At 70.5% G+C, this 14,967-nt stretch carries 17 protein-coding genes and 1 pseudogene; 5 read left to right on the top strand and 13 right to left on the bottom strand.

What is annotated here, in order from left to right:
* Window positions 1–15: 15 nt before the first annotated feature.
* Window positions 16–507, bottom strand: a complete 492-nt coding sequence (locus tag QNO26_RS03070) for an FBP domain-containing protein (RefSeq protein WP_257526080.1) — start codon at window positions 505–507, stop codon at window positions 16–18.
* A gap of 10 nt (window positions 508–517) precedes the next feature.
* Window positions 518–1,426: a bile acid:sodium symporter family protein gene (locus tag QNO26_RS03065; protein WP_257526081.1), complete on the bottom strand. Its 909-nt coding sequence runs from the start codon at window positions 1,424–1,426 to the stop codon at window positions 518–520.
* A 105-nt stretch (window positions 1,427–1,531) separates the two neighbouring features.
* On the opposite strand from QNO26_RS03065, the gene QNO26_RS03060 reads away from it, so the two are divergent.
* A complete protein-coding gene (locus tag QNO26_RS03060) occupies window positions 1,532–1,750 on the top strand; it encodes a PLDc N-terminal domain-containing protein (RefSeq protein ID WP_257526082.1) in 219 nt (72 codons plus the stop codon).
* A gap of 22 nt (window positions 1,751–1,772) precedes the next feature.
* Window positions 1,773–2,261 carry a YajQ family cyclic di-GMP-binding protein gene (locus QNO26_RS03055; RefSeq protein ID WP_257526083.1) on the top strand — a complete coding sequence of 163 codons (489 nt, stop codon included), beginning with the start codon at window positions 1,773–1,775 and terminating at the stop codon, window positions 2,259–2,261.
* A 31-nt stretch (window positions 2,262–2,292) separates the two neighbouring features.
* Here the strand turns inward: QNO26_RS03055 and QNO26_RS03050 are convergent, their stop codons facing one another.
* Together QNO26_RS03050 and QNO26_RS03045 are read right to left on the bottom strand one after the other, a co-directional pair.
* A complete protein-coding gene (locus tag QNO26_RS03050) occupies window positions 2,293–2,895 on the bottom strand; it encodes a dihydrofolate reductase family protein (RefSeq protein ID WP_257526084.1) in 603 nt (200 codons plus the stop codon).
* A 35-nt stretch (window positions 2,896–2,930) separates the two neighbouring features.
* Window positions 2,931–4,394 carry a protein adenylyltransferase SelO gene (locus tag QNO26_RS03045; protein ID WP_257526085.1) on the bottom strand — a complete coding sequence of 488 codons (1,464 nt, stop codon included), beginning with the start codon at window positions 4,392–4,394 and terminating at the stop codon, window positions 2,931–2,933.
* A 347-nt stretch (window positions 4,395–4,741) separates the two neighbouring features.
* On the opposite strand from QNO26_RS03045, the pseudogene QNO26_RS14440 reads away from it, so the two are divergent.
* Together QNO26_RS14440 and QNO26_RS03040 are read left to right on the top strand one after the other, a co-directional pair.
* Window positions 4,742–4,834: pseudogene (locus QNO26_RS14440) on the top strand (DUF2510 domain-containing protein); the annotation flags it as partial.
* Between the two features lie 12 nt (window positions 4,835–4,846).
* Complete coding sequence (locus tag QNO26_RS03040; protein WP_257526086.1) at window positions 4,847–5,689, top strand: G5 domain-containing protein; 843 nt, start codon at window positions 4,847–4,849, stop codon at window positions 5,687–5,689.
* A 257-nt stretch (window positions 5,690–5,946) separates the two neighbouring features.
* Here QNO26_RS03040 and QNO26_RS03035 read toward each other — a convergent pair whose 3' ends face one another.
* From QNO26_RS03035 to QNO26_RS03010, 6 genes are all read right to left on the bottom strand, one after another.
* Window positions 5,947–6,525, bottom strand: a complete 579-nt coding sequence (locus tag QNO26_RS03035; protein WP_257526087.1) for a TetR/AcrR family transcriptional regulator — start codon at window positions 6,523–6,525, stop codon at window positions 5,947–5,949.
* A gap of 121 nt (window positions 6,526–6,646) precedes the next feature.
* A complete protein-coding gene (locus QNO26_RS03030) occupies window positions 6,647–7,333 on the bottom strand; it encodes an ABC transporter ATP-binding protein (protein WP_257526088.1) in 687 nt (228 codons plus the stop codon).
* Complete coding sequence (locus QNO26_RS03025) at window positions 7,330–8,472, bottom strand: ABC transporter permease (protein WP_257526089.1); 1,143 nt, start codon at window positions 8,470–8,472, stop codon at window positions 7,330–7,332. The genes QNO26_RS03030 and QNO26_RS03025 overlap by 4 nt, the downstream gene beginning before the upstream one ends.
* A gap of 162 nt (window positions 8,473–8,634) precedes the next feature.
* The gene (locus QNO26_RS03020; RefSeq protein WP_257526090.1) at window positions 8,635–8,988 is read right to left on the bottom strand and encodes a hypothetical protein; all 354 of its coding nucleotides are present in this window, start codon (window positions 8,986–8,988) and stop codon (window positions 8,635–8,637) included.
* 73 nt (window positions 8,989–9,061) lie between these two features.
* Window positions 9,062–10,372, bottom strand: a complete 1,311-nt coding sequence (locus QNO26_RS03015) for a hemolysin family protein (protein ID WP_257526091.1) — start codon at window positions 10,370–10,372, stop codon at window positions 9,062–9,064.
* 64 nt (window positions 10,373–10,436) lie between these two features.
* On the bottom strand, window positions 10,437–11,423 hold the full coding sequence (locus QNO26_RS03010; protein WP_257526093.1) for an alpha/beta hydrolase: 987 nt from the start codon (window positions 11,421–11,423) through the stop codon (window positions 10,437–10,439).
* A 64-nt stretch (window positions 11,424–11,487) separates the two neighbouring features.
* On the opposite strand from QNO26_RS03010, the gene QNO26_RS03005 reads away from it, so the two are divergent.
* Window positions 11,488–11,727: a hypothetical protein gene (locus QNO26_RS03005; RefSeq protein WP_257526094.1), complete on the top strand. Its 240-nt coding sequence runs from the start codon at window positions 11,488–11,490 to the stop codon at window positions 11,725–11,727.
* Here the strand turns inward: QNO26_RS03005 and QNO26_RS03000 are convergent.
* From QNO26_RS03000 to ubiE, 3 genes are all read right to left on the bottom strand, one after another.
* The gene (locus QNO26_RS03000) at window positions 11,713–13,086 is read right to left on the bottom strand and encodes an FAD-dependent oxidoreductase (protein ID WP_257526095.1); all 1,374 of its coding nucleotides are present in this window, start codon (window positions 13,084–13,086) and stop codon (window positions 11,713–11,715) included. The two genes, QNO26_RS03005 and QNO26_RS03000, sit on opposite strands and share 15 nt — an antisense overlap.
* Window positions 13,087–13,147: 61 nt before the next feature.
* Window positions 13,148–14,182 carry a polyprenyl synthetase family protein gene (locus QNO26_RS02995; protein WP_257526329.1) on the bottom strand — a complete coding sequence of 345 codons (1,035 nt, stop codon included), beginning with the start codon at window positions 14,180–14,182 and terminating at the stop codon, window positions 13,148–13,150.
* 69 nt (window positions 14,183–14,251) lie between these two features.
* Window positions 14,252–14,920: a bifunctional demethylmenaquinone methyltransferase/2-methoxy-6-polyprenyl-1,4-benzoquinol methylase UbiE gene (ubiE, locus tag QNO26_RS02990; protein ID WP_374679345.1), complete on the bottom strand. Its 669-nt coding sequence runs from the start codon at window positions 14,918–14,920 to the stop codon at window positions 14,252–14,254.
* Window positions 14,921–14,967: the final 47 nt, after the last annotated feature.

The following is a 14,967-nucleotide window of genomic DNA, read 5'->3' as shown; positions in this document are numbered from 1 at the left end:
GTGGCGAAAATCGGCTCACGCCTCGGCATCCAGCACCCGCGCGACGAAGGCTTCGGCGCGCTGCCGGGTGCCGTCGATGCGGCGGTCCACGCTCGCGCGGACCTCGCTCGGCGCGAGGGGAGCCGCCAGCCTGACGTTCTCGTGGCACGACAGATCGGCGCAGATGTAGGTGCCGATGCTGTCGCCGTGCGCTCCGGCATCCCCGGCCTTGCGCGCCGTGAACAGAGCCACCTGATCAGCCGGCTGCATCGTGTGGCAGAGGTTGCACATCGCCGCTCGCGCCCGCCCCGATCCGTCGGCCGCGCGCAGCATCACCGCGGCGAGCCGGCCGTCGAGTTCGGCGACGACGTAGCCCCTCCCCCGGGTGCGCGGGTCGCGCCACGCGTAGAAGTCCAGGTGGTCCCAGTCGGCGAAGGGGAAGTCGGCGGGCACGGTCACCTGGCGGATGTCCTCAGGACCGGCGTTGACGAACGAGGTGCGCAGTTCGTCCTCAGTGAGCGGACGCATGGCGGCCAGTCTACGAAGGCACGCGCTCGGCGGCACCGTCCCTCTCCTCGCGCTCGGCGGCAGCGGCGTCGCCGCGCCCGCGGATGACGAAGCCGAACCCGAAGGCGATGAAGAACATCAGCACGCCGTAGACGGCGGCCGGAAGACTCAGCTCCATCGAGCCGAGCACGGTCTGGGCGATGACGATGGCGAGCGTGGCGTTGTGGATGCCGATCTCGAACGACGACGCGACCGCCTGGCGCTGCCCGACGCGCAGCAGCCGCGGCACGAGGTATCCGACGGCCAGGCTGATGAGGCAGAACAGCACCGTGATGAGCGCCAGGCTCGCGACGTTGTCGACCAGCAGCGCCCAGTTGGATGCCACCGCTCCCGCGATCACGACCACCAGCACGATCACCGACACGATGCGCACCGGCTTGTCCATGCCATCGGCGAACCCCGGACGCACGCGCCGCACGATCATCCCGAGCGCCACCGGAAGCAGCACGATCGCGAACACCTCGGCGGTCTTGGCCCACTGCATCCCGAGCTCCCCGTCGAAGGGGTCGAAGTAGGCGATCGCCAGGTTCGTGATGATCGGCAGCGTCACCACGGCGATGACGGAGTTGATCGCGGTCAGCGAGATGTTCAGCGCGATGTCGCCGCGGAACAGGTGGCTGTAGAGGTTGGCGGTCGTCCCTCCCGGTGAGGCGGCGAGCATCATCATGCCCACGGCGAGCACCGGCGGCAGCTGGAACAGCAGCACCAGGCCGAAGCAGATCGCCGGCAGCAGCACCAGCTGGCATCCCAGCGCGACGATCACCGCCTTGGGCTGGGTGGCGACCCGCGCGAAGTCGCGCGGGGTGAGACTGAGGCCCAAGCCGAACATGATGATGCCGAGGGCGACGGGCAATCCGATGGTGGTCAACGCTGATCCCATGGACCACATCGTGCCCGACGGCACCCGAGGGCGCACGCTTTTCCGCGAGGAGGACCCACACCGGCACCACCTGGGGCAGAATGAGCGCGACGAAAGGGGTGGGACATGGCCAAGAAAGCCGCAGCTCTCAGCGCAGGAGCCAAGGTCGGACTCAGCCTGGTGGGCGTGCTGCAGGCCGCATTCGCCTTCCTCGCCTACTGGGACCTCGGTCACCGAGACCCGGGCGACGTGCGCGGCCCGAAGGCGCTGTGGACCCCGATCATCCTCATCAACTGGATCGGTCCGGCGGCGTACTTCCTCGCCGGCATCCGCCACCGCCGCTGACGGCTCTCGGTAGACTCACGCCATGGCTGATTCCTCGTTCGACATCGTCTCGAAGATCGACCGCCAGGAGGCGGACAACGCTCTCAACCAGGCGCGCAAAGAGGTCGAGCAGCGCTACGACTTCAAGGGCACCGACTCGTCGATCGAGTGGAGCGGCGAGTCGATCCTCATCAAGGCGAACAGCGAAGAGCGCGCGAAGGCCGTGCTCGACGTGTTCCAGTCGAAGCTCATCAAACGCGGCATCTCGCTGAAGAGCCTGGAGTCGGGTGACCCCGTCGCCAGCGGTCGCGAGTACCGCATCGTCTCCACGCTCAAGGAGGGCATTTCCTCCGAGAACGCGAAGAAGATCAGCAAGATGATCCGCGACGAGGGCCCCAAGTCGGTCAAGTCGCAGATCCAGGGCGACGAGCTGCGCGTGCAGTCCAAGAGCCGCGACGACCTGCAGGAGGTGCAGCGCCTGCTGAAGGCGGCCGACCTCGACGTCGACCTGCAGTTCATCAACTACCGCTGACCCGCCGCCGCACCCGGCATCCCGTGCGCGCTCAGGCGCGGCGGTAGCGGATGTGCGTCGCCAGGGGCGAGTGCAGCACCTCCACGGGCTCGTAGTCGAACGTCTCCCTGCCGTCGAAGATGCGCTCCCCCGAGCCGAGCAGCACGGGCGCGATGTCGAGGGTGATCTCGTCGACCCGGTCGGCGGCGAGCGCCTGGCGCACGGTGGAGGCACCGCCCGCGATGTGGATGCCGTCATCGCCGGCGGTCTCCACCGCGCGCGCGTAGGCATCGTCGAAGCCTCGGGTGACGAAGTGGAAGGTGGTTCCGCCTTCCATCTCGATCGGGTCGCGGGCGTAGTGGGTGAGCACGAACACGGGTGCGTGGTACGGCGGCTCAGGTCCCCACCACCCGCGCCAGTCACCATCCCAGGCGCCGCGGATCGGGCCGAACATGTTGCGGCCCATCACGTAAGCGCCCCGGGGGCGTCCCACCCAGGCGGAGGCGAGGGCATCGGCCTCCGTGGCGCGCGGATCTCCCAGGTGCCAGCGGTGCAGCTCGAGTCCGCGCCTTCCGAGCGGATCGTCGAGGCTCTGGTCCGGCCCCGCGACGAAGCCGTCGAGGGACATCGAGATGTGACAGGTGGTCTCCGGCATGGGCCGCCCCTCTCGACGTGCGCGCGTCGATCCGGTCAGGTGCCGCAGAAGGTGCGGTACGGGCCGAACGCCTCCGGCGCGGGCTCCGCATAGCGCTCAGCCCCGGTCCGCTCGACGTACGGTGAGCCTACGACCTCGACCAGCCGCTCGACCAGGGTGACGTCGCCCTCGGTGGCCGCCGCCAGCGCTTCCTCCACGAGGTGGTTGCGCGGGATGTACGCCGGGTTCACCGCGTCCATGGCATCCGCGTCGGGGTTCAGCGCCCGCCACCGGGCGCCCCAGATGTCGAACGGCCCCGGGTCGGCGAACAGCGCGCGGGCGGGAGCCTCGTCGCCGCGCGCGGCCTGACCGAGGCGCCGGAAGAAGCCCGTGTAGTCGACACGACCGATCTGCAGCAGGCTGACGAGGTCGGTCAGCAGGGCCGTCGTGACCGCGTCGTCGGCGTCGGCCCGGATGCCGAGCTTGGCCAGCATCCCGCCGAACCATGCCGCGTTGTACGCGTCGCGGAAGCGCCCGAGCGCGTTCTGCGCCAGCTCGATCGCCCGGTCTTCGTCGTCATCGAGCGTGGGCAGCAGCGCCTCGGCGAAGCGGGTGAGGTTCCACTCGGCGATGAGCGGCTGCCGGCCGAAGGCATAGCGGCCTTGCAGATCGATGGAGCTGAAGACGGATGCCGGGTCGAAGGCATCCATGAAGGCGCACGGGCCGTAGTCGATCGTCTCCCCCGAGATCGTCATGTTGTCGGTGTTCATCACGCCGTGGACGAAGCCGAGCAGCATCCATTTCGCGATGAGCGAGGCTTGGGCGTCGATGACGGCTTCGAGCAGCGCCACCGACGGGTTCTCGGCACCGACGCGCTCCGGGTAGTGGCGCTCGAGGGCGTGGGCGACGAGCCGGCGCACGAGGTCGACTTCGCCGGTGGAAGCCGCGAACTGGAACGTTCCCACCCGCACGTGGCTCGCGGCGACGCGGGTGAGCACGGCGCCGGGGAGCATCGTCTCGCGTTGCACGCCGAGGCCGGTCGCGCTGACGGCGAGCGCGCGGGTGGTCGGCACTCCCAGCGCGTGCATGGCCTCGCTGATCACGTACTCCCGCAGCATCGGGCCGACGGCGGCCAGCCCGTCGCCGCCGCGGGCGAAGGGAGTGGGGCCGGACCCCTTGAGGTGCAGATCGCGCAGGGCGCCGTCACGGGCGGTGAGTTCGCCGAGCAGCAGCGCGCGCCCGTCACCGAGCACGGGAGAGTAGCCGCCGAACTGGTGACCGGCGTAGGCCTGCGCGACCGGGGCGGCGGACGCGGGCACACGGTTTCCGGTGAGGAAGGCGACGCCGTCGGCTGCGCGGAGGGCCTCGGGGTCGAGTCCCAGTTCGACGGCGAGCGGGGCGTTCAGGACCAGCAGACGGGCGTCGGGAAAGTCCGCCGCGGACCACGGCGTGGACAGCTCCGGGAACTCGCGGGCGAAGCGCGAGCCCAGGTCGACGGTGGTCTCGGGCGCGAGGCTCATGCTTCCAGGCTACGTCCGGGGTGGGGCGCGGGGGCCGGGCGGCGGGATCCCGCGCGCAGGGTCGCCGGGACGGGGGTCGCGGGCTCGGTGCCGGTGCCCGCCCGTGCACAACGTCGCTGATCCGTCGTGTGCCGGGCGCGGTCGCCCCGCCATATCGCACCGTGGTGCACGGATTGGCGACGTTGTGCTCGCGTCGCCGCGCGAAAAGACCCGCCCGTGCGTGAGCCGGTCGATGTAGGTTATTAGCGCGCTCTCATGTTTCGTTGGGGAAGGGCGCGTCGCACTGGGGAGAAAACAATGGGGTTCAGCGCTCGTACATTCGTCATGCGCACGTCGGAAGCACGTCGGTGAGCGCGCCGCCGGCGGGATGGTACGCCGATCCTTCAGAGCCGGCTCAGCAGCGATGGTGGAACGGCGCCGTATGGACGGAGCAGACTTACGCTGCCCCAGCGGTGGGCACGCTGCCGCCGCCACCGCTGCCCTCTGTACTCGGACCCCGTTTCCGCCTTCCGGTCTGGGGCTGGGTCGTTGCAGGGGTCATCGGAATCCTGCTGCTGGTCTTCCTCGCTCCGCTCGTGGCCGTGATCGCACTGACCGTGATGATCACCGGCATCGTGGCACTCGTCCGCAACTCGCCGACTTGGTTGCGCTTCCGTTCCCGCGGATGGGCCCTGAGCGCCACCCTGCTCGCGGCTGTCCTGCTGTTCGTCAGCAGCGGCATCTCGTCGGCGATGTCCTCCGGCGACGGCGGCACCGAGCGGGCGGCGAGCTCGTCGGAGTCGTCTCGCCCGGCGTTGGCCGAGGCGACCGCCGCCCCGACCCCGACATCGACGCCCACGCCGACGCCCACACCCACGCCGACGCCCACACCGACGTTCCGTGAGGTGGTCGCCACCGAGCCGATCGCGTTTTCGTCCACCACGGTCGAGGATGGCGCGCTCGCGCAGGGACAGACGGTTGTGACGACGGAGGGGCGCGACGGCGAACGCACCCTCACATACCGCGTGACGGAGCTCGATGGTGTGGAGATCGAGCGGGAACTGATCTCGGACGTCGTGACCGCCGAGCCCGTCACCCACGTGACGTCGATCGGGACCTACGTCGCACCTCCTCCCCCGCCCGCACCCAGCTGCGACCCGAACTATGCCGACGCGTGCGTTCCGATCGCGAGCGATGTCGACTGCGCCTGGGGAACCGGGGACGGTCCCGCCTACTTCGACGGTGTTGCGCGGGTCGTGGGATCGGACGTCTACGGCCTCGACCGCGACGGCGACGGGTACGCCTGCGAGCGCTGACGCCGAGCACAGATCGCGGCGAGCCTGCGTGCATAACGTCGCCGATACGGCGCGCGCGGACCGCGACGGCCACGATCAGCGTGGTGGGCGGCGCGGATCAGCGACGTTGTGCACGCGCTCGGCGCGGCACCGCGCGTCCGGCACGGCAGCGCGGCACGGCAGCGCGGCACCGCGCGTCCGGCACGGCGGCGCGGCACGGCGCGGCACGGCGAACATGGCACGCTGGCACCCGCGTCGCCGCAGCGCGCAGGCTGCCGTCAGGCGGTGATGATGCCGCGGGTCAGCAGCCCGTACACGTCGTCGGCGGCGACCTGCGGATCGACGCCGTGCGACACGAGCTGCACGCCCGCGCCCAGCACACCCTGCACCAGGGCGACAGTCGACCGGGATGCCGACAGACCGAGATCCGCCAGCACCCGGGTCAGCGGACGCATGAGCGCGTCGTGCAGCGTCATGAGGTCTTCGAACCGGCTCGGGGAGAGCTTCGCGTCGCGCAACGCCCCGGCGATCGCGTGACGGCCGTCGGCGGTCATCCGCATCGTGGCGTCGACGAAGGCGCGCAGCTCGGGCAGGCCGCGATCGACGCCGTCGAGCGTGCGCTCGATGTCGGCGTCCCACCGCTCGATCGCATCGATCGCGATCGCGACGAGCAGGTCGTCCTTGGACGGGAAATAGTCGTAGAAGCTCGAGCGCGACATGCCGGCGCGCTCGGAGACGCTCCCCGGGGTCACCCCGGCGAGACCGGCCTCCTGCAGCAGCGCCTCACCCGCGCGCACGAGAGCGGCGCGCTGCGAGGCGCGGTGCTCGGCGACCGTGGGCGCAGTGATCTTGGGCATCCGGCAATTATCGTCCTCATCGGCAGCCCTCGCACGGAGCGGCGCGGCGGCTGCAATGTTCGGGAGAAGGAGCACGTCGCCCGCGACAGCCGAAGCTGCCGCGGGCGACGGGGGCGATGGCTCAGACCGTGGCGGGAACTCCCAGGCGACCGTCGACCATCTCGAGCACGCGGTCGCAGTGCTCCAGCACATCGCGGTCGTGGGTGACCATGACCACGGCGACGCCGGCGTCGTGCGCCCGGTCGGCGAGCAGCTGGACCACTTCGTGGCTGCGGCGGCGGTCGAGGGCCGCAGTGGGCTCATCGACCAGCAGCAGGGTGGGCTGGTTCACCAGCGCACGGGCGATGCCGACACGCTGACGCTCGCCGCCGGAGAGCTCCCCGGGACGGTGACCGGCGCGGTGGCTCATGCCCACCGACTCCAGCACGGGCGCCGGGTCGACGTGGCGGTTGCCCGCCAGGCGCCCGGCGAGGCGCAGCTGGTCCGCGGCCGTGAGGGCGGGCAGCAGGTTGCCGGACTGGAAGACGAACCCGATGTTGCGCAGACGGAACCGTGCGCGGGTGCGCTTGGAGAGCGTCGCCAGATCGGTGCCGTGCACGCGCACGGTGCCGCTGTCGGGGTGTGCCAGCGCGCCGGCGATCGCCAGCAGCGACGACTTGCCGGAGCCCGAGGGACCGACGATGGCGAGGAACTCGCCAGGCATGACGGTCAGCGACACGTCATCGAGGGCACGCACGCGCGAGTCGCCGTCGCCGAGCTCGAGCACGGCGTTGCTGATGTCGAGGGCGGGGGTGTTGTCGGTGCTCATCGCTGGCCTCCCAGGGCTCGGAGCGGGTCGATTCGGACGATGCGCAGCACCGCGACGCCGGCGCCGATGAGTCCGAGCAGGATCGTCAGGCCGGATGCCAGGGCGATCGGTGCCGCTTCGAGGTCGAAGGGCATGGCGGCGGGCATGAGCGCACCCAGGCCGACGCCGGCGGCCACACCGAGGGCGGTGAAGCCGACGAGGAGGATGGCAGCCTGCATCAGGCTGTCACGCAGCAGGTAGCGGCTGGATGCTCCGACGGCGCGCAGGACCGCGAGGTCGTGGCTGCGCTGGATGGTCCAGACGGTGAAGAACGCACCCACGACGAGCGCGGAGATGGCATACAGGAAGAACTGGATCATGCTGAGCGTCAGCGTCTCGGCCTCGTAGCCGGGCGAGGCGTTGAACGACTCGGTCAGCGTCATCGTGGTCGTATCGGCGTCCGCGTCGATGGCGGCGTAATCGGGCTTCGCCCCGTCGGCGGCCTTCAGTGCGACGACGCTCGAGAACGGGAAGTCCAGTTCGGCGATCTGCGCCTGCGTGGGCGCACCGGGCTGAGTGGCACCGGCGGCCATGAGCTTCCAGGTGTCCAGCGGCAGGTAGGCGACGTCGACGTGGCCGAAGGTGGCCTGACCCTCGGTGAACCCCACCACGGTGAGCTCGAGGTCGAGGCGGTCGAGCGTCACGACGGTGCCGATCTCGACGCCCTCATCCTTCATCGGCTCCGAGACGACGATGCCACCGGGAGTGGCGATCCCGTCACCGGAAGACACCGGAGGCGCCAGGAACCCGTCGGGCTCGACGCCGAACAGCGTCAGGTCGATCTGGGTGCCGTCGTCGGTCACACCGTTGACGATGTTGACGCCCATCGGCTCGGCTTCGGCGATGCCCTCGGCGTCCTGCCAGGCGGCCAGCTGGTCACCGTCGACGACGGAGCGGCTGAAGGCGTTGTCCTTCTTGGTGCCGCCGTCGAAGGCGAACGCGGTCGCGGGCATCGATTTGAGGCCGGACACGCCGTCGTTGACCAGTCCCGACGACAGGCCGGACAGCAGCACGACGAGCAGGGAGATGAGGGCGATGACGACCCCCATCAAAGCGAAGCGGCCACGGGCGAATTTCAGTTCGCGCAAGGCGAGGAACATGAAGGATTCCGTTCTCGGGGGTTATCGACGGTCCGTCGACATCATGCCGACAGTCTGTCACCAAAAGCTGGGAGGAAGATCAGCGCGTACCCGCATCCGCATGACGCCCGCCCCGGCGAGCGGGACGGGCGTCATGCGGATGCCGGCAAGCCCGGCGAGGGGCTACTTCCAGACCGTCGCAAGCAGGATGTTCACGACGGTGAGCAGACCGATCGTGGGCAGCACCCACGAAGCGACCTGCTCCTTCTTGCGGTTGATCAGCGCGATGACGATGATCGCGATCAGGACGACCAGCTTGACGCTGATCTTGACGTTGTTCGGCTCGTTGCCGATCGGGTACTGCAGACCGACGAGGATCACGCCGGTCACGAGCATCGTCCAGGCGCCGTGCATCATGGCGGGCAGCACTCGGGGGGTACCGCGACGGGCGGATCCCATCTGGTAGAGGACGCCTCCGAGCAGAGCGGCCACGCCGATGATGTGAATGGCGAGGATGACGTTCTTCAGAATCTCCATGCCCCCACCTTACCGACACCCCGTCGGCACAATGACCACGGTCGATCTGCGCGCCCCTCGTCCACCGAGGCGCTCAGTCGGCGTCGGTCGCCACGACCGTCTCCCCGGCCCCGTGCGGCGTCACGAGCACCCGCGAGATGCGGCGTCGGTCGATCTCGGCGACCTGGATCGTCGCACCGGGCACCTCCACCTTGTCCCCGACGACCGCCAGCCTGCCGAGCTGCTCGACGACGAAGCCGGCGACGGTGTCGGACGCCCCGCGGGGCAGACTGATGCCGGTGGCCTCCTCGAAGTCCTGCAGGTTCAGCCGGCCGTCCACGAGCCCGCCGTGGGCGGCGAGCTGCGCGGGCGCCACCTCGGTGTCGTACTCGTCGAAGATCTCCCCCACGACTTCCTCCACGAGGTCTTCGAGGGTCACGATGCCGTCGGTGCCGCCGTATTCGTCCACGACGACGGCGATCTGGTCGTTCTCGGCGCGCATGCCGGTGAGGGTGGGAAGCACCCGCGCGGTGGAGGGCAGATAGCGGATGGGACGGAGGATGCCGGCCAGCGGGGCTTCGGCGTCGGTCGCGGCCGCTTCGAGCACGTCCCGCACGTGCACGAACCCGGTGATGTCGTCGATCGACTGATCCAGCACCGGGTACCGCGAGAATGGCAGGTCGCGCACCCGCGCTGCCGCGGAGGAGACGGTGTTGTCGAGGTCCAGCGTGACCACCTCGGGCCGGGGGCGCATGACCTCGCTCAGGTGACGGTGGCGGATCGACAGCACGTCGTCGAGGATGCGCCGCTCGTCCTCGGGAAGGCCCTCGTGGCTCGACACGATGTCGCGCAGCTCCTCGTCGCTGAGGCCCTCCGCCGTCTTGTCCGGGTCGCCCCCGAGCAGTCGCACCATGAAGTTCGTCGACACCGACAGCAGCCAGATCACCGGGCGCATGAGCCGCGCGAAGCCGTTCACGAGCGGCGCGACACCGTAGGCGAACTGCGCATTGCGCTGGATGGCCAGCCGCTTGGGCACGAGCTCCCCCAGCACCAGCGACAGGTAGGCGATCGCGAGGGTCAGCAGGATGGTGGCGACGAGCGTCGCGGTCGACTCGGACCACCCCCAGGAGACGAACAGCGGCGCGACCGAGGGTGCGATCGACGAGGCGCCGAACGCCGCCGAGGCGAAACCGGCGACCGTCACACCGATCTGCACGGCCGAGAGGAACGTGTTCGGGTTGCGTGCCAGCTCGGCGACCTTCTGTCCGCGCGGCCCGCGCAGCGCGATCGCGTTCAGCTGACTCTCGCGCAGTGTGACCAGCGCCATCTCGGTCGCCGCGAACACCCCGCCGATCAGCACGAAGAGGATGACGAGGGCGATGTTGAGCAGCAGATCCCCGCTCATCTCAGGCCTCCCCGCCGCTGCGGCATCCCGTCGTCGCGTCCATGACTCCAGCGTACGGAACCGCTCACCGCAGCGCGCCGCGGGTGAGCCAGTGCTGCAGGGCCGCGTAGGCCTCGGCCCGGGGATCGGCGCTGGAGAGGAAGAGGTCGTGGATGCCGCCCCTGATGCGCTCCACGCTGACGCGCCGCCCGAGGCGGGTGGCGGCCTTGGCGATGTCGTCGACGATCAGCACCGAGTCGGTGGAGGTCATGTGCTGCGACCACACCATGGGATTCGACGACCGCTCCGCCAGCATCACCAGGGCGGGACACCCCACGTCGAGCCCCGCCGCCACCCGCCGGTGCCCGTCGAGGATGGCGGCGAGCCATCCAGGGTGGGTCGGAAACCCCCGGTCCGGTCGCCACAGGGCGCGTGGCGGGTCCGCGGGCAGCGACCCCAGCTCGGTCTGCGCGCGCGTGTAGAACCCGAGGTCGACCACCGGGTGCGCGCCGAGGGGGTCCATCCGCGCCCGCACCTGGACCAGTGGCGCGATGGCCTGGCGCCCGATCGCGCCCAGCTGCAGCTCCAGCCACGGACTGTTGAGCACGAGCGCTGCCGCGCGACCCTCGTGCCGGGCGGCCCACAGGGTCAGGGTCAATCCGCCGGTGGAGTGCCCCATCAGCACCAGCCGCCGCCCCGACGCGGCGTCCGGCGGGTGGCCCATGACCGCGAGCGCCGCGCCGATGTCGGCTCCGTATTCGTCGAGGTTGGTGATGTAGCCGGGCGTCTGCCCCTCGCGCAGGCTGCGCCCGTACTTGCGCAGGTCCAGCGCGTAGAACCGCGCCCCGAGGTGGTTCCAGAACCGGGCCAGCTCCGTCTGGAAGAAGTAGTCCGACCAGCCGTGCACGTAGAGCACGTCGACGTCGCGCAGGGGCTGGGTCAGGCGCGCGGTCAACGAGGGCAGGCTGCGCACGAGTGTCGCGACGACCGGCCCCTCGTCGTCCTCGCCCAGGGGCAAGGTGAGGCTCTCGAACGGCGCTCCGAGGATGTCGGTGATCCACTGCTCGGGCATGCGGCCAGCCTACGGGGGCGGCGGCCGGTGGCGCGGGGTGGCGATGCTCGTCCACGCTCGCGGAATGCCATCCCCCTATGCTTCGGGGATCGTGATCGGGTGCGCGATGCTCGGGCTGATCGCCACGACCCAGTGGATGGCGTCGTTCACCATGGGCATGGGCCTGGCCGACACCTTCATGACGTCGGGCGCGGATGCCACGCCATTCGGGCCCGCGCTGATGGTCGCCGGGCAGATCGCGATCACCACGGCCGTCGTCCTGGCCATCGCGGCGCCCCGCGCCCGCGCGCTACTCGCCGCGTGAGACGGCGATCATCTCCTCGCGCGAGACCACCTTCACGCGGGCACGCTCGCGTGCGGCGCCCAGGGCGACCTCGTACTCGTCGAGACGGTGCCAGCCCTCCAGGTCGGTCCACCGCACCCCACGGGATGCCAGCAGCTCGGGGATCGCTTCTTCCGAGGGGTCCTCGGGCGTCCACCACGAGCCCTGGTCATTGATGATGTGGCTCACCGTCTCCATGGCGTCCGACTTGGTGTGGCCGATGAGGCCGACGGGGCCGCGCTTGATCCAGCCGGTGGCGTAGACGCCGGGGACCCGCTCGTTGGAGTCCTTGTGCAGCACCTGCCCCTCCTGGTTGGGGATGACGCCATGGCGCTTGTCGAACGGCACGCCCGGCAGCGGCGACCCGAAGTAGCCGACGGCCCGGTACAGCGCCTGCACGGCGATCTCGCGCAGCTCCCCCGTGCCCTCGACGCCGCCCTGACCGTCGGGACGCGTGCGCTCGTAGACGAAGGCGGTGACCCGGCCCTCGGCATCCTTCTTCACCTCGACCGGACGTGCCCAGAAGTGCAGATGCAGCCGGCGCGATGCCTCGCCGCCGGCGTTGTTCGCCGACGGACGCTGACGCCACGACTGCAGCACGCGGTCGATGACCATGACCTGCTTGTTGCTGGCGACCGCGGCGCGGGACGCCTCGTCGTAGTCGAAGTCCTCGTCGTAGACCACCATGTCGACGTCGCGCAGCTCACCGAGCTCGCGCAGCTCGAGGGGAGTGAACTTCACCTGTGCGGGACCGCGGCGGCCGAACACGTGCACGTCGGTGACGGGCGAGGCCTTCAGGCCCTCGTAGACGTTGTCGGGGATCTCGGTGGGGAGCAGATCGTCGGGGTGCTTGACCAGCATGCGCGTGACATCGAGGGCCACGTTGCCGTTGCCGATGACCGCGATCGACTCGGCCTCGAGCGGCCACGTGCGCGGCACGTCGGGGTGACCGTCGAACCAGCTGACGAAGTCGGCCGCGCCGAACGAGCCCTCGGCGTCGATGCCGGGGATGTCCAGCGCGGTGTCGCGGATGGCGCCGGTGGCGAAGATGACCGCGTTGTAGTGACGCTTGAGGTCGTCGAGGGTGATGTCCTCACCGAAGCGCACGTTGCCGAACAAGCGGATGTCGCCGCTGTCGAGCACGCCGCGCAGCGCCGTGACGATGCCCTTGATGCGCGGGTGGTCGGGCGCGACGCCGTAGCGCACCAGGCCGTAGGGGGCGGGAAGCTGCTCGAACAGGTCGATCGAGACGTCGAAGCGGCGCTCGGCCTTGAGCAGGATGTCGGCGGCGTAGATCCCTGCGGGGCCGGCGCCCACGATCGCGAGTCGCAACTTGGTCATGATGTCCTTTCGTGATCGACGGCCGGCACCTGCCGGTCCCGTCGCAGCGTGTCGGGTGCCGTCAGCTGGAGCGGTCGGCGACGGCGCGCGCGAAGCGGGTGAGGCCCTCGCGCACCGCACCGTCGGGGAGGGGGTCCAGCGCGGCGATCGCGGCATCCGACCAGTCGCCCGCCAGGTCGCGGGTCGCGGCAGTGGCCTCGTGGTCGCGCAGCCGCGCGAGCGGACGGTCGAGCACGGCCGGGTCGGCGCCCTCGGCGATGGCCGCGACGCCCTCGTCGATCTCACGGTGCAGCGCCTGCGACGCGGCATCGGTGCGCTGGCCGAGCAGCAGGTAGGGCATGGTCGGCACCCCCGCGCGCAGGTCGGTGCCGGGCACCTTGCCCGTCTCGTCGGGGTCGGCGGAGAGGTCGATGACGTCGTCGAGCAGCTGGAAGGCGACGCCCGCCTTCTCGCCGAAGGTCACCAACGGCTCCTCGTACTCGCGCGGCCCGTCGCTGAACGCGACGCCGGCCTGCGCGGATGCCGCGATCAGCGACCCGGTCTTGTCGGCGAGCACCTGCAGGTAGAACGCCACGGGCTCCTCGTCGGCGCGCGGCCCGACGGTCTCGTGCATCTGGCCGAGCACGAGGCGCTCGAACGTGTCGGCCTGCATGCGGATGGCCCGCTCCCCCAGTCGCGCCATCAGCTGGCTGGCGCGGGAGAACAGCAGGTCGCCGGTGAGGATCGCGACGTTGTTGCCCCACACCGTCTGGGCGCTGGGGACGCCGCGGCGCACGTCCGCCCCGTCCATGACGTCGTCGTGGTACAGCGAGCCGAGGTGGGTGAGCTCCAGCGCCGTGGCGCCGGTGATGACGTCGTCGGTGATGCCGTCGCCGAGCTGTGAGGTCAGCAGGGTCAGCATGGGCCGCACGCGCTTGCCGCCCGCCTCGTACAGGTAACGGCTGGTGGCGTCGGCGAGGGTGTCGGCGACCCGCAGCTCGGCGGCGAGGTTCGCCTCGACGCGGTCGAGGCCGTCCTCCACGCGGGTGAGCAGCTTCCGCGCGCGGGGTCCGGCGAACACCCTCTCGGTGAGGCCGAGGCGGTTCGACAGGCGCATGCCCGGCGCAGGGTGGCTTGCAGTCACGCTCTCCAGCCTACCGGGGTCAGGCAGGGGGGATGCCGCCGCTCAGGGAGTGGTCAGGGGTTTGCGAGCCCGGTGCAGGGCGACGATGCCGAACGTGAGGTCGCGGTGGGCGACGTCCGCCCAGCCTGCCTGCCGCATCCAGGCGCTCAGGGTCGTCTGGTCGGGCCAGTCGCGGATCGACTCGTTGAGATAGTCGTACGCGGCGGCGTTCGAGCTGAGGGCCCGCGCGATGACCGGGAGGACGCGGTCGTTGTAGAAGCGGTAGAGACCGGCGAACGCGGGCGAGCGCGGGTGCGAGAACTCGCACACCACGATGCGACCGCCCGGCGCGGTGACGCGCAGCATCTCGGCGAGCGCCTTCTGCGGGTCGGCGACGTTGCGCAGGCCGAACGAGATCGTCACGGCATCGAAGGTGTCGTCGGCGAAGGGCAGCGCGGTGGCGTCGGCCTCGACGAAGGAGAGGTTCGGCACCGCACCGTGACGGCGTCGCCCCTCGGCGATCATGCCGGGCGAGAAGTCGGCCGCGACCACCTCGGCGCCGCTCGCGGCGAGCGCAACCGAGCTCGCGCCGGTGCCGGCGGCGAGATCGAGGATGCGCTGACCGGGCCGAGGGGCGACGGCGCGGGTGGTGGCGACACGCCACAGCTTGTCGTTGCCGAGGCTCAGCGCCGTATTGGTGCGGTCGTACGCGGGGGCGACCTCGTCGAACATGCCGCTCACACGAGCAGGGTCCTTGCCGAGGTCGGCGCGCAGCGGTT

The organism is Microbacterium sp. zg-Y1090, from assembly GCF_030246945.1.
GTDB lineage: Bacteria > Actinomycetota > Actinomycetes > Actinomycetales > Microbacteriaceae > Microbacterium > Microbacterium wangruii.
The sequence above is the reverse complement of the archived record's forward strand: the minus strand, read 5'-3'. Positions and strand labels throughout refer to the sequence as shown.